Annotated in this window: 19 protein-coding genes; 8 read left to right on the top strand and 11 right to left on the bottom strand. The window is 68.6% G+C overall.

Features of this window, described 5'->3' with window-relative positions:
• Positions 1-56: 56 nt before the first annotated feature.
• The 3 genes from DL991_RS07770 to DL991_RS07780 are packed head-to-tail and all read right to left on the bottom strand — an operon-like array spanning position 57 to position 1,448.
• Positions 57-326, bottom strand: coding sequence for a hypothetical protein (locus DL991_RS07770; RefSeq protein ID WP_125782432.1), 270 nt, complete (start codon positions 324-326; stop codon positions 57-59).
• Positions 323-664 carry a metalloregulator ArsR/SmtB family transcription factor gene (locus tag DL991_RS07775; protein WP_125782434.1) on the bottom strand — a complete coding sequence of 114 codons (342 nt, stop codon included), beginning with the start codon at positions 662-664 and terminating at the stop codon, positions 323-325. Before DL991_RS07775 ends, DL991_RS07770 begins: the two co-directional genes overlap by 4 nt.
• Before the next feature lie 28 nt (positions 665-692).
• On the bottom strand, positions 693-1,448 hold the full coding sequence (locus tag DL991_RS07780; RefSeq protein ID WP_125782436.1) for a GNAT family N-acetyltransferase: 756 nt from the start codon (positions 1,446-1,448) through the stop codon (positions 693-695).
• A gap of 50 nt (positions 1,449-1,498) precedes the next feature.
• On the opposite strand from DL991_RS07780, the gene DL991_RS07785 reads away from it, so the two are divergent.
• A complete protein-coding gene (locus DL991_RS07785) occupies positions 1,499-1,834 on the top strand; it encodes a CPCC family cysteine-rich protein (protein WP_125782438.1) in 336 nt (111 codons plus the stop codon).
• A 1-nt stretch (position 1,835) separates the two neighbouring features.
• Here the strand turns inward: DL991_RS07785 and DL991_RS07790 are convergent, their stop codons facing one another.
• A complete protein-coding gene (locus tag DL991_RS07790) occupies positions 1,836-2,570 on the bottom strand; it encodes a DUF2786 domain-containing protein (protein WP_125782440.1) in 735 nt (244 codons plus the stop codon).
• Positions 2,571-2,664: 94 nt separating this feature from the next.
• On the opposite strand from DL991_RS07790, the gene DL991_RS07795 reads away from it, so the two are divergent.
• Positions 2,665-4,107: an NAD(P)/FAD-dependent oxidoreductase gene (locus DL991_RS07795; RefSeq protein ID WP_125782442.1), complete on the top strand. Its 1,443-nt coding sequence runs from the start codon at positions 2,665-2,667 to the stop codon at positions 4,105-4,107.
• Here the strand turns inward: DL991_RS07795 and DL991_RS07800 are convergent.
• The 3 genes from DL991_RS07800 to DL991_RS07810 form a co-directional block, all read right to left on the bottom strand.
• On the bottom strand, positions 4,092-4,652 hold the full coding sequence (locus DL991_RS07800) for a TetR/AcrR family transcriptional regulator (RefSeq protein ID WP_125782444.1): 561 nt from the start codon (positions 4,650-4,652) through the stop codon (positions 4,092-4,094). The genes DL991_RS07795 and DL991_RS07800 overlap by 16 nt on opposite strands.
• Positions 4,631-5,431, bottom strand: coding sequence for an SGNH/GDSL hydrolase family protein (locus DL991_RS07805; protein WP_125782446.1), 801 nt, complete (start codon positions 5,429-5,431; stop codon positions 4,631-4,633). The genes DL991_RS07800 and DL991_RS07805 overlap by 22 nt, the downstream gene beginning before the upstream one ends.
• A 68-nt stretch (positions 5,432-5,499) precedes the next feature.
• Positions 5,500-6,981: a helix-turn-helix domain-containing protein gene (locus tag DL991_RS07810; RefSeq protein ID WP_125782448.1), complete on the bottom strand. Its 1,482-nt coding sequence runs from the start codon at positions 6,979-6,981 to the stop codon at positions 5,500-5,502.
• 105 nt (positions 6,982-7,086) lie between these two features.
• Between DL991_RS07810 and DL991_RS07815 the strand changes: the two genes are divergently transcribed.
• A complete protein-coding gene (locus DL991_RS07815; RefSeq protein ID WP_125782450.1) occupies positions 7,087-8,610 on the top strand; it encodes an aldehyde dehydrogenase family protein in 1,524 nt (507 codons plus the stop codon).
• Positions 8,610-8,993, top strand: a complete 384-nt coding sequence (locus DL991_RS07820) for a DUF779 domain-containing protein (RefSeq protein WP_125782452.1) — start codon at positions 8,610-8,612, stop codon at positions 8,991-8,993. The genes DL991_RS07815 and DL991_RS07820 overlap by 1 nt, the downstream gene beginning before the upstream one ends.
• On the opposite strand, the gene DL991_RS07825 is transcribed toward DL991_RS07820, so the two are convergent.
• Positions 8,947-9,519, bottom strand: a complete 573-nt coding sequence (locus DL991_RS07825; protein ID WP_125782454.1) for a TIGR03086 family metal-binding protein — start codon at positions 9,517-9,519, stop codon at positions 8,947-8,949. The two genes, DL991_RS07820 and DL991_RS07825, sit on opposite strands and share 47 nt — an antisense overlap.
• Before the next feature lie 40 nt (positions 9,520-9,559).
• Between DL991_RS07825 and DL991_RS07830 the strand changes: the two genes are divergently transcribed.
• Together DL991_RS07830 and DL991_RS07835 are read left to right on the top strand one after the other, a co-directional pair.
• Positions 9,560-10,255, top strand: a complete 696-nt coding sequence (locus DL991_RS07830; RefSeq protein WP_125782456.1) for an MOSC domain-containing protein — start codon at positions 9,560-9,562, stop codon at positions 10,253-10,255.
• Positions 10,245-10,856 carry a TetR/AcrR family transcriptional regulator gene (locus DL991_RS07835; RefSeq protein WP_125782458.1) on the top strand — a complete coding sequence of 204 codons (612 nt, stop codon included), beginning with the start codon at positions 10,245-10,247 and terminating at the stop codon, positions 10,854-10,856. The genes DL991_RS07830 and DL991_RS07835 overlap by 11 nt, the downstream gene beginning before the upstream one ends.
• A gap of 55 nt (positions 10,857-10,911) precedes the next feature.
• Here DL991_RS07835 and DL991_RS07840 read toward each other — a convergent pair whose 3' ends face one another.
• A complete protein-coding gene (locus DL991_RS07840) occupies positions 10,912-12,489 on the bottom strand; it encodes a family 20 glycosylhydrolase (protein WP_125782460.1) in 1,578 nt (525 codons plus the stop codon).
• A 108-nt stretch (positions 12,490-12,597) separates the two neighbouring features.
• Entirely contained in the window at positions 12,598-14,469 is a 1,872-nt protein-coding gene (locus tag DL991_RS07845; RefSeq protein WP_125782462.1) for a propionyl-CoA synthetase, read from the bottom strand.
• Between the two features lie 184 nt (positions 14,470-14,653).
• Between DL991_RS07845 and DL991_RS07850 the strand changes: the two genes are divergently transcribed.
• Positions 14,654-16,426: a serine/threonine-protein kinase gene (locus tag DL991_RS07850; protein WP_125782464.1), complete on the top strand. Its 1,773-nt coding sequence runs from the start codon at positions 14,654-14,656 to the stop codon at positions 16,424-16,426.
• A gap of 78 nt (positions 16,427-16,504) precedes the next feature.
• Here the strand turns inward: DL991_RS07850 and DL991_RS07855 are convergent, their stop codons facing one another.
• Positions 16,505-16,846, bottom strand: coding sequence for a hypothetical protein (locus DL991_RS07855; protein WP_233598709.1), 342 nt, complete (start codon positions 16,844-16,846; stop codon positions 16,505-16,507).
• A 10-nt stretch (positions 16,847-16,856) separates the two neighbouring features.
• Here DL991_RS07855 and DL991_RS07860 point away from each other — a divergent pair, with 10 nt between their 5' ends.
• The gene (locus DL991_RS07860; protein WP_233598710.1) at positions 16,857-17,114 is read left to right on the top strand and encodes a hypothetical protein; all 258 of its coding nucleotides are present in this window, start codon (positions 16,857-16,859) and stop codon (positions 17,112-17,114) included.
• Positions 17,115-17,138 lie beyond the last annotated feature (24 nt).

The following is a 17,138-nucleotide window of genomic DNA, read 5'->3' on the forward strand; positions in this document are numbered from 1 at the left end:
CTTCTTTCCTGGGCCGTCGAGTTGCCGCTCGGCGGCCCAGGGTCTTTCACCGGTGGTCAGTCGACCTCCTTGAGGATCCGCTCGACCGTGCCGACGCTCTTCCGTAGATCGGCGAGGCGTCCGTCGAGTTCGGTGAGTTTGCGTTCGGTCTCTTCCTGCGCCTGGACGGCTTTTTCGGCGAGCCTGCGGTATTCGTGCTCGCGGGCGAGGGCGCCCTTGGCCCGGATGGTCGCGCCGAATTGCCACACGACCACCGTGATCACCACGGTGAGGAACACGAAGATGCCGATCAGCCCGGCGACCTCCTGCCATTGATGCCACTTCACGGTCGTTCCCCCTCGTCACCCGGTGCCGGTGTGCTCAGCGTCGGCGCCGCGGCGGCGATGGTGTCCGGGCTCAGCTCGATCAAGAACGGATTCACCTCGTAGAACTTCATCGCTTTCCCGTCCTCCGACAGCTCCAGTGCGGCCGACACGAGCCCGGCCGCCTCCAGTTTGCGCAGGTGGAGCTGCAACAGCGCGCGGCTGATGCCGAGCGCTCGCGCCAGTTGGCTCACATACGCGCGCTCCGCACGCAGCGCCGCCACGATCCGCAGCCGGTGTGGATTCGCCAGCGCCCCCAGCAGTCGCAGCAGCTCGTCGCCGGACGGTCCGGTGGCGGTCATGCCGCGCTCCTGCACATGCCAAAGAAATCTAGCAGGTGCCGGGTTGATCTACCAGGTACTCCAGCCAGACGTTCGGCTCCACGTAGACGCCGAGGTCCAGTGCCGAGGAGGCGAGCACCGGCGCGATCCCGCCCGGCACGGCCGTGAGACCGTCCCGGAGGTCGACGCCGGTCCACGCCTTCCATTGGGCGAAGATGCCGGTGACCGTCATCGCGAACGGCGCCACCTTCACGAACCGGGCGCCGACCCGTTCATGAGTGCGCAGCCACGGATCTTCCGGCAGCCCGTCCGCGCGACGGCGCGCGATGTAGTCCTCAAAGGACAGTCCTGGCGCATTCTCCTTCCCGGCCGGGCGGACCGGCACGACGAGCTTGCGCATACCTGTTTCCGAGGCGCGCTTTTTCAATGCCTCCAACGCTTTTGTGGCCAGGCCGCCGCCACGACGGCCTGGCGCGACCATTACTTCGAGTGCGATCAGCGTCTTCGTCTCACGGGTGCTCAGCAGATCTTCCGCGGCCCAGATCAAGGCGGCGTCCCAGCCGTGGTCCGGCAGTTCCGGGCGTTCGGCCGTCGGAAAGCCGACCGGGACGGCGGCCGCTCTCGCCACCGGGACATCGTCTTTCAGCAGCACGAGGAAGTATTCCGGCCAGCGGGCGGCGAGGTGGGACGACTTCGCCAGCAGACCGGCCAGGTCGTGCCGGAGGAATTCACCGCCGACACCGCCGAGGGCGAGCACGGGCTCGCGCAGGTCGGGCCGGGTGGCCAGGTCTTCGATTACGATCATGTCCTCAGTAGAGCCGAGGACACGCGATTCTCACGAGGTGGATTTCAGCCATGCGAGCCGAGTGCGGACCAGGCGGCGGGGTGCACGCCTGTCCTTGCTGTGGCTATCTCACGGTGGGCGAGCGCGGCGTGTACGAGATCTGCCCTGTCTGCTTCTGGGAGGACGACGGGCAGGATGATCACGACGCGAACGTCGTCCGAGGCGGGCCCAACGGGCGCCTGTCGCTCACGGTGGCTCGGCTCAACTTCGATCTTCACGGTGCCTGCGAAGAGGCGCATATCCACAATGTCCGTCCTCCGGAACCGGACGAGATTCCTCCCGGCGGGAGCGCTCGTCCGCTGCCCGAAGACGCGAAGGTCAAGCGGGTGAAGCGGATGCGGTACTGAACTAGCGTACGGGCAGCGCGCGGCGCCGTCCGGTGATGCCGGTGGTGTTGAGGTTGGCGCGCTCGCCGGCGGAGTGACCGTCGAGGTAGCCGCTGCCGGACAACCGCCTCGGCGGTGCCGAGCGCAGGTCTCCGTATTGCTCGTCGTACGCCTGTTTGACCATCGCCGTCCGGTCCTGGATGACCAGTTCGGCGGAGCGATGGCCCGCCGCGGTGGTGTGGGTGCGGGCCGCGGTGTCTTCACTGTTGCGGAGCCGTTCGTAGACCGCGCCGGAGAATCCGTGCAGCCAGGTGCGCCGGTACGCGGCCAGGGATTCGCCAGCGAACACCCGGTTCTCCGGGCGGACCCGGGTCAGCTGGGTGGTCGCCTGCAGCAGCAGGCTCGTGTACAGCAGTTCCGTCCGTTCCAGATCGGAGCGGAAGCCGAACACCGTCACCGCGGTGACCGACTGGCCGAGCCGGTGGAGCAGGGCCCGGCAGCGCAGCGGATGCGCGATGTTCGTGAGCAGTCCCGCCTTGTCCCGGCTGTACGGGTTGTCGAGCGGGATCATGATCTGGGTGATCTCGTCCGCCGTCGCCCCGGAGGCGGCCAGCAACGCCTGATCGATGCCGTACCTGGCGATCAGTTCGGCGGCCTTGGTGTTGTACGACTCGGCTTCGGCCTCGGTGACCGCCGGGTCCTCCGCCTTCGCGAGGAGTTTCCGGACGCGCGCGAGCAGCGTGTCATGGTCGGGCATGGCCCTCCTTCCTGATTGGGTTGGAGCGGATCAATCTAGGAGAGAGGTCCGACAATATTCGGGCGGGATGTCCGCATCCCGGCAAGGGGGCGGTATGTCGATCGACGTGTCGGTGGTCGGTGCGGGCCCGAATGGGCTCGCGGCGGCGGTCTTGCTGGTCAGGGCGGGCCTGTCGGTCGAAGTGCACGAAGCGGCGGACGAGATCGGCGGCGGAACGAGGACGGCGTCGCTGTTCGACGACGAAGTCCGTCACGACATCTGCGCCACCGGACATCCGCTGGCGGCGGCGTCGCCTTTCTTCCGCTGGTTCGGTCTCGCCGGGCACGGAGTCGACCTCCTGCGGCCGGAGATCGCGTACGCGCATCCGCTCGACGGTAACCGGGCCGGACTCGCCTATGAAGATCTCGACCGGACCTGTGATGCCCTTGGTACGGACGGCCCGCGGTGGCGCCGCTTGCTGGGACCGCTGGCCCGGCACAGCCGTGAACTGGCCGATCTGCTGCTCGGGGACCTGCGCCGGCCGCCCCGCGACCCTCGGGTCGCCGCCCTTCTCCCGGCCCGGATGGCGATGCTCGCTTCCGGGTTGGAGCGGCGCCTGTTCACCGGTCCCGAAGCGCCCGCGCTGCTCTCCGGTGTTTCCGCGCATGTGATGAGCCGTCAGCCTTCGCTCGCCGCCGCGGGCGCGACGCTCCTGCTCGGCCATCTCGCGCATTCGACGGGCTGGCCGATCGTCCGCGGCGGAAGCCAAGCGATCACCGAGGCTCTCGCCGCCGACGTCCGCGCGCACGGTGGCCGGATCCACACCGGCAGCCGGATCACGGATCTGCGGCAGCTGGCGAAGTCGCGCACGGTGATCCTCGACATCGCCCCGCGTGGTTTCCTCGAAATGGCCCGCGACCTGCTGCCGCCGCGATACCGGAAGGCGCTGGAGTCCTACCGCTACGGTCCCGGCGTGGCGAAGGTCGATTTCCTGGTGTCCGAACCGGTTCCGTGGGCGGTACCGGAGGTCGGCAAGGCGGGCACCGTCCATCTCGGCGGAACGCGCGACCAGGTGTACGCCGCCGAAAACGCCATCCTGCGCGGGGAAGATCCGGAAGACCGGTTCGTGCTCGTGTCCGATCCGATGGCGATCGACCCGTCCCGCGGGTTGCCGGGCAAACGGCCGGTTTGGGCGTATTGCCATGTGCCGCACGGGGATCCGCGAGACGTCACCGAACTCGTCCGGCGGCGGATCGAACGGTTCGCGCCGGGGTTCACCGACACGATCCTGGCGGGCCGCTGTGTCACCGCGCCGGAACTCGAGGCCTACAACGCGAACTATCCCGGCGGTGACATCGCCGCCGGAGCGGTGGACCTGCGGCAGATGCTCGGACGGCCGGTCCCGCGCTGGAATCCACATCGGACCCCGCTCGGCGGCGTCTTCCTGTGTTCGGCAGCGACGGCGCCGGGGCCCGGCGTGCACGGAATGGGCGGCTGGCATGCCGCGAAATCCGTGCTGGGCAAGGATTTCGAGCGTCTGATTCACGACCCGAGGTAGGCGTCCAGCGTGACGGCCAGCGCTCGTTCCGGTGTCGGCGCGAAGCTCGCGCCTGCCAGCCCGCCCCACAGCCACAGCTGGGCGAGACCGTGCAGCGACGCCCACAGCGAGGACGCGAGCAGCCGAGGATCGGTCGAGGGATGCCAGCCGCCTTCCTGCAGTTCGGCGACCATCGCGGCGAAGAAGTCGAACACCGCGCTGCTCACCCGCGTGAGCTCGGGATCGTCCGCGTCGATCAGATCGCGGCGGAACATCAGCTCGAACATCGCCGGATTGGCCAGCGCGAAATCGAGGTAGCCGTGGCAGGCCGCGATGAGCCGTTCGCGTGGTGTCCCGTCCGGCAGCCCGGCGCCGCGATCGAGCAGTTCGGTGTAGCCGCGGGTGGCGACCGCCGAGAGCAGGGCGGCGCGGCCGGGGAAATGACGCAGCGGCGCGCCGTGCGAAACGCCGGCGGCCTTGGCGATCCCGCGCAGCGTCACGGCGCCGACGCCCTCTTCGGCCAGCAGGTTCGCCGCGGTGTCGATCAGGCGGGTTCGGGCGCCCACGACCGGGTCTCCTCGTGGACGGGCAGGAGGTCGGGGCGTTTCGGCAGGAAACCGTCGCCCGGCTGGCGGCCGACGAGCCGGTTGCGGAAACGGGTGACCGCGACCGGGAGGACCTCCCGCGTCAGCCACCGCAGATCCGCGCGCAGGCCGGGGCGCCCGGCCGAACCGGGCAGCGGCGCGAGCCAGGCCGGGTCGTGGCTGACGCCGAGTTTGCCGAGCACGTGTCCGGCCAGGCGTCGGTGGCCCTGCTCGGACAGATGCAGCCGATCCGGCCCGAAATAGCGAGAATCGTGCGCGGCGTCGTCCGGCCACAGGTCGACGAGGGTCGCTCCGTAGCTGACGGACGCCTCGCGGACGGCGTCGTTCAGCGCGGTGAGGCGCGGGCGCATGCGGTGACCCATCGGCATGCGGTGGGAGATGTCGCTGAGGGTGAAGGTGACGACCATCGGCGCGATCTCGGTGCAGGCGCGGATGGCCGTGTCGACGCGGCGGGCGACCGTGCGCGCGTCCCAGCCGCGGCTCATCACGTCGTTGCCGCCGCCGAACAACGCGATCAGATCCGGCCGGAGCCTGGTCGCCGCCGGGGTCTGCTCGGCGTGGATCTGGTCGAGCCTGCGGCCGCGGACCGCGAGATTGGCGTAGCGGAAACCGGGCTCTTCCTCGGCGAGACGTGCCGCGACGAAGTCGGCCCAGCCGCGGTAGAAACCACCCGACGGATGCGGATCGGCCAGCCCTTCGGCGCAGCTGTCGCCGAGCGCGACGAAACGTTGGTAGCCCATCCAGATCTCCGTAACCGCGAGTTCACCTTGTAGACACTGTCTATCAAACTGATGTAGACGCTGTCTACTCAGTGCTCCAGGCGAGCACGATGGGTGAAGGCGACGGCGCGCCGCGGATCGCCGTCCGGGAGCACCCGGCACAGCGCGTCGACGATCTCCAGGTCGTCGGCCCCGCACGGCGTCTCCCAGTACGACCACAGCGCCGCCGCGTCCCCGCTGCCGAGCGCGACGCGGCGGACCGACGCGGTGACCGACTCGCGCTCCTCGCGCACGGCGGGCGACTCCGATTCGGGCAGCAGAGGACCGCGGAACGCTTTCGCGGCGCCGAGGACGTCGCCCGTCCTGAGCGCCGCGCGGACCCGCAGGAAGTCGGCGTCCACCTCGGCGGAAAGCCGGTACGGCCGCGTCTGCACGATGTCCGATCCGAGCTGTGTCCGCAGCCGGTGGATCTCCGCGCGCACGGTCACCGGGTTGCCGCTCTCGCCGTAGAGCAGCAAGGCCAGTCGCTCCGCCGAAAGGCCGCCCGGATGCAGGGCGAGCAGAGTGAGGATCTCCGCGTGCCGCAAGGTGAACGGCACCTCGCGGCCGTCCACTGTGGTCGATGGAAACCCATCGGTGAGGAACTCCAGCGCGAGCCGGGGACGCCTCGACGGAGCCCGGTTCCGGAGGCGCAGCAGGTAGCCCTCGGTCAACGGCTCCACCGTGCCGAGCCGTCCGTCGGGCAGGGTGACCGCGCCGCCGCCGGGCCGGATGTCCACAGTGGAGGGAAGATCGCCACAGGCTTCGGCCGCCAGCACGCGACCCTTCGCCGACAGCAGGGCTCCCGGCGCGCCGCGTAACGCTTCCAGATGAGTCATGTTCGCTGCCCGCAGCCGTTCGTCACGCATCGCGAGCCGCGCCCGCAACTGGCCTTCGGCGAGCTGCGCGGCCGCCGTCACCAGCGCGAGCATCGCGGGATGGACCGTCCGCAGCGGACCGCTGACGTCGATCGACCCGAGCAGCGCGCCGGTCTCCGGATCGCGCACGGGCGCCGCCGCGCAGGTCCAGCCGTGATAGGTCCGCACCAGATGTTCGGCCGAGTAGATCTGCACCGGTTCCCCGGTGGCGAGCGTGGTGCCCATCGCGTTCGTCCCGATGACGTCTTCACTCCACCGGGTGCCTTCGGCGAGCATCACGCCGTCCGCGCGCCGCAGCACGCCCGCCGCGCCCTCACGCCACAGGATGTGCCCGGCCGCGTCGGTCACGATCATCATGTGCTCGGCGTCGTCGGCGATGCTCACCAGCGTCTGCCGCAGGATCGGCAGCACCGGCGCCAGCGGATGCTCGTCGCGCAGCCCGTGCACTTCGCCGGAGTCGTAGACCAATGGCGCGACGCCCTTGTCCGGGTCGACACGCGCGGCGAGCGAGCGATTCCACGAAGCCGACACGATCGACCTGGGGGAACGCGGCGCGGGAACACCGGAGAGGACGGCGTCGTGGACGTCCTTCAGCAGCCGCGCGTACGCCTGAGGGTCACGCGGCGACGCTTCACCTCCGGGCAGCTCCGCCACGTTTCCGAGGATAGGTGACCGCGCTCACTTCGTTGCAACGTGCGTGCAACCTCACCCGGCCTAGCTTCGCCGCCATCCGTCACCCCTAGCGATGAGGCAGGAAAGATGGCCAAGTACGCGGCACCGAACACCGAAGGCAGCGTCGTCAGCTACGAGTCGCGCTACGACCACTACATCGGAGGCGAGTACGTACCGCCCGCGAGCGGTCAGTACTTCGAGAACCCGACCCCGGTGACCGGACAGGTGTTCACCGAGATCGCCCGCGGCACCGCCGCCGACATCGACCGCGCGCTCGACGCGGCGGAAGGCGCGGCCGCGGCTTGGGGCCGGACGTCGGTGGACGAGCGGTCGAACGTGCTGCTGCGGATCGCCGACCGGATGGAACAGAACCTCGAAGCGATCGCCGTCGCCGAATCGTGGGAGAACGGCAAGCCGGTCCGCGAGACCCTCGCCGCCGACATCCCCCTCGCGATCGACCACTTCCGCTACTTCGCCGGCGCCCTGCGCGCTCAGGAGGGCGGCATTTCCCAGATCGACGACAACACCGTCGCCTACCACTTCCACGAACCGCTCGGCGTCGTCGCCCAGATCATCCCGTGGAACTTCCCGCTGCTCATGGCGGTCTGGAAGCTCGCGCCCGCGCTCGCCGCGGGCAACGCGATCGTGCTCAAACCCGCCGAGCAGACCCCGGCGTCGATCCACCTGCTGATGTCGCTCATCGGCGACCTGATCCCGCCTGGCGTGCTGAACATCGTCAACGGTTTCGGCGTCGAGGCGGGCAAGCCGCTCGCGTCGAGCAACCGCGTGCGGAAGGTCGCGTTCACCGGCGAGACCACCACCGGACGGCTGATCCTGCAGTACGCCAGCGAGAACATCATCCCGGTCACCGTCGAACTCGGCGGCAAGAGCCCGAACATCTTCTTCGACGACGTCGCCGCGGCCAACGACGCGTTCTACGACAAGGCGCAGGAAGGTTTCGCGCTCTTCGCGCTGAACCAGGGCGAGGTCTGCACCTGCCCGTCGCGGGCGCTGATCCAGTCCGGCATCTACGACCGGTTCCTCGGCGACGCCGTCGAGCGGGTCAAGAAGATCAAGCAGGGCCATCCGCTCGACACCGAGACGCAGATCGGCGCGCAGGCCTCCAACGACCAGCTGGAGAAGATCCTTTCCTACATCGACATCGGCCAGAAGGAAGGCGCGAAGATCCTCACCGGCGGCGAGCGCAGCGACCTCGGCGGCGAACTGTCCGGCGGGTACTACGTGCAGCCGACGGTGTTCGAAGGCGACAACAAGATGCGGATCTTCCAGGAGGAGATCTTCGGCCCGGTCGTCTCGGTGGCCAGGTTCGACGACTACGCCGACGCGCTGAAGATCGCCAACGACACGCTGTACGGCCTCGGCGCCGGTGTCTGGTCGCGTGACGGCAACACCGCCTACCGCGCCGGGCGCGACATCCAGGCGGGCCGGGTGTGGGTCAACAACTACCACGCCTACCCGGCGCACGCGGCCTTCGGCGGCTACAAGGCGTCCGGGATCGGGCGCGAGAACCACAAGATGATGCTGGACCACTACCAGCAGACCAAGAACATGCTCGTGTCCTATTCGGACAGTGCGCTCGGGTTCTTCTGATGGCCGAGCGGGTCGGCTTGACACCGGCCGCCGCGGATCTTCTGCGGCGGTTGGTGTCACTCCACGGGCCGGTGATGTTCCACCAGTCCGGCGGATGCTGCGACGGGAGCGCCCCGATGTGTTACCCGGCAGGCGAATTCCGCACCGGGGCGTCCGATGTCCACCTTGGTGACCTGAGCGTCGAGGGCATCGACGACGTTCCGGTGTGGATGTCGGGCCCCCAATTCGAGTACTGGAAGCACACGCATCTGACCATCGACGTCGTTCCGGGCCGGGGCAGCGGATTCTCCTTGGAGGCGCCCGAAGGAGTCCGCTTCCTGGTCCGCTCCCGGCTGTTCAGCGACGAAGAGTCGGCTGAGCTGAACGGCCGAGCAACGCGATGAGCCGGTCGCCCGGCGCGGCGCCCGGCGGTGCCTCGACAGCGTGGTCGAAGGCGCCGCCGGGCCCGCGCACCGGCATCACGTCGGGGTAGCGGCTCGCCACCCTCAACGCGGCCGCCGCGAGCTCGTCGTCCCAACGGTGTTCACGGCCGAGGGCGGTATTGAGGTCCCAGTCGTGGGTGAGCGTGTCGACGAACAGCACGGCCAAGGCGTTCTTGCCGGGGAGCGGGCCGAAGTTCCCGAAGTCGAAGGTCTTTTCGAGCGCCGGGCCGCCGAAGGCCGCGAGGAACTCGGCGGAACTCTCTTCATAGGACGTGGCGAGGTCGTCGTCCGCTGTCGGCCGGGTCTTCCTGGGAAGGCCTGCCGCCTGCGCGGCGCGGTGCTCGTTGTTGTCGATCAGGTGTTTCACGATGTCGCGGACGGTCCATTCGGCGCAGGGGGTCGAGCGGTCCCAGTCGTCCGCGCCGATTCCGGCGATCGTGGTTCCGGTGGCGTGATGTGCCCGGGTCGTCAGTGCGAGGAAGTCCATGGGGTCAAAGTATACGAACGATCGTGCTATATTCTAGGGTGTGAGCACACTCGAGGTGAACGAGGTCTTCGTCGGGCGGCCGTCCGTGCTGGGAACGAAGCGCGACGTACCGGTGTACAGCGCCATCGCGAAATCGCGGGTGGAGGCGCCGTTCTTGAAGCTGGACGAGATCAATCTGGCCGGTGACGATCAGGCGGACCGGAGTGTCCACGGTGGCGTCGACAAAGCGGTCTACGTCTACCCCGCGACGCACTACGCGGCCTGGTCGGAGCAGGGTTTTCCGGTGGTCGCGGGCGACTTCGGGGAGAACGCGTCGGTGACCGGCGCCGATGAGTACGACGTGCGTGTCGGCGATGTCTGGGCTTGGGGAGAGGCGCTGGTCCAGGTCTCGCAGCCGCGGACGCCGTGTTTCAAACTCGCGATGAAGACCGGCCGCAAGGACGTCATCCCGGCGATGATCGACTCCGGCCGCAGTGGCTGGTACCTGCGGGTGCTCCGGACGGGTGAGGTCCCCACCTCGGGACGGATGACGCTCGAAGAACGCGATCCGGTGAACCCGACGATCGCCGAGGTGTACGTCGCGTCGTTCACCAATGTCGCCCAGCTGGACGAGGGCCGCCGGGACGCGTACTGGGCGCTGCTGGACCGGGTGCTCGCGGCGCCGGCGCTTTCCCGGCAGTACCGTGACGGCCTGGAATCGGCGAAACGGCGGCGAGAGGAACGGAATGCCGGTTGACGGCCGGGTGGCCCGCGGCGACGCGACGAGGCGGATCGTGCTCCGGCGCGCCGTCGACATCGCGTCCGTCGAAGGACTCGACGGGTTGTCCCTCGGCAGGCTCGCCACCGAGCTGGAACTGAGCAAATCCGGGGTGTTCGCACTGTTCGGTTCCAAGGAGGAATTGCAGCTCGCGGCGGTCGAGACGGCGAGCGCGATCTTCGCGGAGAACGTCGTCGAGCCGACACTGGAGGCCGAGCAGGGCATCGCCCGGCTGCGCGCGCTCTGCGCGAACTGGCTCGACTACTCGGAACGCCGCGTCTTCCCGGGCGGCTGTTTCTTCTTCAACGCCGGCGCCGAGTTCGACGCGCGGACCGGCCGGGTCCACGACGCGGTCGCGAAGGCGAGCCGGGGCTTCGCCCAGTTCATCCGGTCCACCGTCGTCGAGGCGCGGAAGGCCGGGCACCTGCTGGAGTCCGTCGATGTGAACCGGCTGGCCTTCGAACTGCACGCGCTCGGCCGGGCCGCGAACGCCGATTCGGTGATGTTCGGCGGCACGGAGCCTTACGCGCTGGCCCGCGCCGCCATCACCGCCCGCCTCGACGCCGCGGCCGTGCAATGAAAGGCTCCTTCATTGCAAATTTCGCAATGAAGGAGCCTTTCATTGCACTTGAGCGCTACTTCCAGTCGACCTGCGTGGACCGGTAGAAGTCGATGCCCTGCTGAACCCACCGCGGGCTCTGCTTCGCCAGCCGGAGCCGGTACGCGTCCCAAGCCCGGGAAGCTTTCGGTGACCAGCCGATCTCGGCGTGCCCCGGCAGCCTCGGGAACGCCATGAACTCGATGTTGTCACTGGTGATCAGCGTTTCCGACCACAGCGGCGCCTCGACGCCGATGACGTTCTTCTCCGACACGCCCTGCAGATACGTGGCCGGATCCCAGTCGTAGCCGTCCTTGACCTCGATCAGCGCGGCCCAGTCCAGGCCGAGCGGCGTCCCCGGGTGGTACTTCATGTCCAGGTACGCCTTGTTCGCGGGCGACATCAGGATCTTGTTGCCGCGTGCCGCGGCCTCGGCCACGTTGGCGTCCGTGCCGGTCGTGCCCCAGAACTGCGGAACGGCCGAAACCGGCGGTTTCGTCTTGGCGATGTCGTGCCAGCCGGTGATCGTCTTGCCGTACTTCGCGACGATCGGATGCACCTTCGTGGCGAAGGTCTGGTAGTCCGCCGGGGTGGTCGAGTGGGCCTCGTCGCCGCCGATGTTGATGTACTTCCCGGGGGTGATCGCCGACAGTTCGCGGATGACGTCGTCGACGAACTTGTAGGTGATGTCCTTGTTGATGCACAGCGAGCTGTAGCCGACCTCGATGTCGGTGCGCGGCGGCACCGCGACCCCGTCGCAGTTCAGTTCGGCGTAGGAGTGCTGGGCCGCGTTCGTGTGCCCCGGCATGTCGATTTCGGGAACGATCGTGATGTGCCGCGAAGCCGCGTAGCGCACCAGGTCCTTGTACTGCTCCTGCGTGTAGTACCCGCCGGGGGCGCCGCCGACGGCCGTCTGCCCGCCCACGGTCGCCAGCTTCGGCCAGCTCTTGATCTCGATCCGCCAGCCCTGGTCGTCGCTCAGGTGCAGGTGGAGCGTGTTGATCTTGTACTGCGCGATCTGGTCGATGTAGAGCTTGACCTGCGCCGGCGTGAAGAAGTGCCGGGCGACGTCGAGCATCGCGCCGCGGTAGCCGAAGCGCGGATAGTCGAGCACTGTGCCGCCCGAAACCACCCATGACCGCTTCTGGACGGTCTTCGCCTCGATCGCCGACGGGAACAGCTGGCGCAGGGTCTGCACTCCGAGGAACAGGCCCTCGTCGGTGTTCGCCTTCAGTGTCACGCCGGAAGAGGAGACCTTGAGCTGGTAGCCCTCGGTGCCGACCCGGTCGCTCGCGTGACCGGTTTCGAGGGAGATGGCCGGGCCGCCGCGGTGGCCGGTGACGACGGGCAACCGGTAGCCGGTGGCGGGCCGGAGCAGTCCGGCCAGGTACTCGGCGACCTGCTTGCCTTCGCGGTCGGTGCGGATGACGGTGGCGGGGTTGAGCCGGAAGTTCGCACGAGGATCGGGCTTCGCGTCGACAGGCGCGGGAACGACCTCGGCGACGGTCCGTTCGGCTTTCGCGTGCTGTCCCGCGCTCGCCGTCGTGGGCAGGCCGAACGTCACGAGACTCAGGACGGCCACGCCGAGCACGGTTCTGGACAGGCGTTTACTCATGGAGCACCTCCGGTCGGGTACCTGGAGACTCTCTGCTCATAGAGGTATAGACCAATAGGGCAAACACGACAACACCCGATCGGACCAGTACGCCGTGCCGATCACCGGTCACCCGCCGCGCAGAACCGCTTTCAAGGCGTCGAGAACACTCGCGTCTTCGATGGTCGAAGGCACCTGCTCGTCGCGGCCGTCGGCGATCCCGCGCATGGTCTTGCGCAGGATCTTCCCGGAGCGCGTCTTCGGCAACGCGTCCACAATGGACACGTCACGGAACGCAGCGACCGGCCCGATGTCGCGCCGCACCAGCGCGACCAATTCGGCCTTGAGTGTTTCGGCGTCGAAGTCCACGCCAGACTTCAGCACCACGAACCCGCGCGGAAGCTGCCCCTTGAGCTGGTCCCGGACGCCGATCACCGCGCATTCGGCGACGGCGGGGTGTGAAGCCAGCACGGCCTCCATCGAACCGGTCGAAAGCCGGTGGCCCGCGACGTTGATGACGTCGTCGGTGCGGCCCATGACGAACAGGTAGCCGTCTTCGTCGACGTATCCGGAGTCACCCGTCAGGTAGTGGCCGTCGTACCGCGAAAGGTACGCCTCGCGATACCGCTCGTCGTCCTGCCACAACGTGGCCAGCGATCCCGGCGGGAGTGGCAGCTTGATGGCGATGGCGCCTTCCCGGCCGGCCGGGACCGGCTCGCCCGCCTGGTCCAGGATCCGTACGTCCCACCCCGGCACCGGTTTCGTCGCGGAACCGGGTTTGACCGGCATCGGCTCCAGTCCGCGCGGGTTCGCCGCGATCGGCCAGCCGGTCTCGGTCTGCCACCAGTGGTCGATCACCGGCACGCCGAGCTTGTCGTGCGCCCAGTGATAGGTCTCCGGATCGAGCCGTTCACCGGCCATGAACAACGTCTTGAACTCGCTGAGCTGGTATTTCTCGATTTCGGCCGCGTCAGGGTCGACCTTCTTGATCGCCCGCAACGCCGTCGGCGCGGTGAACAACGCCTTCACTCCGTGGTCGGCGATGACTCGCCAGAACGCGCCGGCGTCCGGGGTCCCGACCGGTTTGCCCTCGTACATGACCGATGTCGCGCCGATGAGGAGCGGCGCGTACACGATGTAGGAATGGCCGACGACCCAGCCGACGTCGGACGCCGTCCACCACACGTCACCGGGCCGGATGTCGTAGATCGCGCCCATCGACCAGGCCAGCGCGACCGCGTGCCCGCCGGTGTCGCGCACGACGCCCTTCGGTTTCCCCGTGGTGCCGGAGGTGTACAGGATGTACAGCGGATCGGTGGCGGCGACCGGCACCGGGTCGGCGGGGGATGCCTTCGAGACCAGTTCGGTCCAGTCCGCGTCGCGTGCTCCCATCTCGGCGCGAGCACGCTCCCGCTGCAACACCACGACCTTGTCCGGCTGATGGGCGGTGCCCGCGAGCGCCTCGTCGATGATCGGCTTGTATTCGACGACCCGCGTCGGCTCGATCCCGCACGAGGCCGCCACGATGACCTTGGGTTTCGCGTCCTCGATCCGCGCCGCCAGCTCCTTGGGCGCGAACCCGCCGAACACCACCGAGTGCACCGCGCCGAGCCGGGCGCACGCGAGCATCGCGACCGCGGCCTCGGGGACCATCGGCATGTACACGATGACGCGGTCGCCCTTCCCGACACCGAGAGACGCGAGCGCGCCGGCGAAGCGCGCCACGTCGTCCAGCAGTTCCGCGTAGGTGAACCGGCGTACCGAATCGGTGACGGGAGAATCCCAGATCAGCGCGGTCTGCTCGCCGCGGCCGTCGCGGACATGCCGGTCGAGCGCGTTGAACGCAGTGTTCAGCTCCCCGTCCGGGAACCAGCGGTAGAAGGGCGCCTTCGACGCGTCGAGGGCCTGCGTCGGCGGACGGGTCCAGTCGATCGCCTGTGCGGCTTCGAGCCAGAAACCCTCCGGGTCTTCGAGGCTCCGCAGATACGTCTCGGCGTGCATCGAATGCTCCTTCGCGCTCGGGTACCGGACCCATCATGGACTTCCGGTCACCTCGATGCCCGGTGATAACGGCGGGGAGACGCCCGCGACAACCCGGCAACCCTGTGCTGGCATGGAGCGTCCTAAGCTGGACTAGGGGCAAAAAGGCCGGAAACGGCCTCGACGAGCGAGGGGAGCAGGGTCCATGGGACTAGCGAGCGCGCTGCTTTCGTTCGCGCACAGCCTGTTCGGGCCAGGGATCTGGCCAGGAGACTGGGTGTGGGCGACGAGCACCGCGGGAGCGCTGGTCGCGCTGCTGCCCGCACTGGGAGCGATGGTCGTCGCGATCATCCGCAAAGGCACCGGCAATCGCTACGACGTGGTGACCCTGTCCATCTTCGGCGGGATCGGCGTCGTCGCCGTCTTCCTGCTGCCGTGGCTGCTGGCCACCGGTGTTTCGCAGGTCTACCAGGAGGCCGCGTCGTCGAAGGCGGGCGGTAAGTCCGGCTTTTCCGGCAGCGATCTGTCGACCTTCAACTCCGACTACAGCCCGCTGATCGGCGCGCAGAGCGAGTACCTCGGTCGCGGCCAGAACGTGTACGAGGTCCTGTTCTATCCGAGCGGGATGCAGCTGAGCTACATCTTCTATCTGATCCTGCTGGTCGGGTTGCCTGCGCTGTCGCTGCTCTTCGTGATGTTGCAGGCACGGACCGCGTTCCGCCGCGGACCGAAGTGGCCTTCGCGGTTCTTCTGGATCCCGTTCGTGCTGATGGTGCTGGCGAGTATCGGCATGGGCGCGAACACCGCCGTGCACTTCTGGCTCGGGTTCCTGCCGTTCAGCGTGCTGGGGCTGATCCCGGTCGCGCTGGTGGGCCCGCCGCCGTGGTCGGTGATCAACCGACCGGACCCGCAGCCCCGGCAGAAGGTCGAGCCGTACCGCCCGGAGCCGCCCGCTCCGAAACCGCAGCAGCAGCTGCCGCCCCCGCCCGCCAAGCAGTACCCGGCGACGGCGCTGGCACAGGCGCCCGAACCTCCCGCGCTGGCCGCGGTCCCCGGCCCGGTCCCGCCACCTCCGGGTTCCCGCAACTCCGGCGGCGGCCGCTACCAGCGCGTCCGGCGGCTCGGCCACGGCGGCTTCGGCACCGTGTGGGAAGCCGTCGACACGCAGCTGAACCGCACTGTCGCGCTGAAGATCGCGCACGCGCCGGACCGCGACACCGAAGAGCGGATGCAGCGCGAGGCCCGTGCGCTGGCCGTGGTGAACCACCCCAACTGCGTCCGCGTGTACGACCTCGTCGAGGAGCCCGACGGTCTCGCGCTGGTCATGGAGTACCTCGAAGGGCGCTCGCTGGCCGAGATCGTCGACTCGCAGGGCCCGCTCGACGACATCTCCGCCGGACGGCTCTGGTCGACCATGGCGGGCGCGCTCGCCGCGGCGCACGAGAAAGGTGTGCTGCACCGGGACCTGAAGCCGTCGAACATCATCCTCGACCGCAACGGGCTCGCTCATCTCATCGACTTCGGTATCGCCCGCAGCCAGGGCGACTCGAAGATGACCGCGACCGGGATGATGATCGGCACGCCGGACTTCGTCGCTCCGGAGCAGGCGATGGGCTCGCCGGCGAGCCCGGCTTCGGACGCTTGGCAGCTCGCCGCGACGGTCAGCTACGCGCTGTCAGGTCAGCCTCCGCGCGGCACCCGGGAGACCCCGATGGCCGCGCTGATGGCCGCCGCCCGTGCCGAACCGGTGTCGAAGCTGCCGAACCGCAGCGCGCACGCGCGGATCCTCATCGCTTCGCTTGACCAGGAACCCCGCCGCCGCCCGACGCTCAGCGCCGTGCGGCGCGACGTCGAAGGCTGGCTCGCTCGCGCGGGCAAATCGCCGGACGGCCCGGTCACCCAGATCGTCCCGCGCCGCCCTCCGCAGTCGCAACCGCAGCCCCATCAGCAGCCGCAGCCTCAGCGTCACCCGCGCTGACCTGCGAAAAGAGAGCAAGGGACCTTTGCTAGCGTTCGTTAGTACGCTAACCAACGCTGGCAAAGGTCCCTTGCTCTCTTACTCGATGATGACCCAGGTCCCGCCGCGCCAGCCCATGGTGAAGATCTTGGGATCCCCGTCCATGATCGTCGCCTTCGGCGCGATCGCGTTGGGCGGGATGGTCACCTGGTCGGGCCCCTTGCTCTGCACCTTCGCGCGGTCGACCCGGGTGGCTTTCAGGTTCTTCAGATCCGCGGGCGTGAACATCTCGAACAGCATCGGCGTGAGGCTGCGGCACTCCTTCATCCCGCCGTCGTAGGCGGGCGCCGAAATCCGGCACACGGTGTCCAGGTCCTTGGCGCCCAGCGCGTGATGGAACTCCTCCATCACGCTCGCGGCGCCGTCCGGCGTATGCGCCACCGCCCCGCCGGTGGCGGGCTTGGTGACCGTCCCGGCGGTCGCCGACGGGGCTGTAGTGCTGGAGCGCGTAGTCGATGTAGGCGCGCTCGAGCTGCTACTCGGCGCTTCGGAAGTGCTCGGAACGGCCGAAGTCTGTGGTGACGCGGTCCCCGGTGTCTGCTCTTCGCAGCCCGCGATCAAGAACAAGGCCGCGGCCGCGCAGGCCGCTCCGAGCGGTCGGATCGTCATGATGCCCCCTGTCGGACTGCTGTTGACCAGGGGAGAGTAACAACTCTCGTCGAAGTGTCACACT

The sequence above is a fragment of the Amycolatopsis sp. WAC 01375 genome (assembly GCF_003947325.1).
In the GTDB taxonomy this organism is placed as follows: Bacteria; Actinomycetota; Actinomycetes; order Mycobacteriales; family Pseudonocardiaceae; genus Amycolatopsis.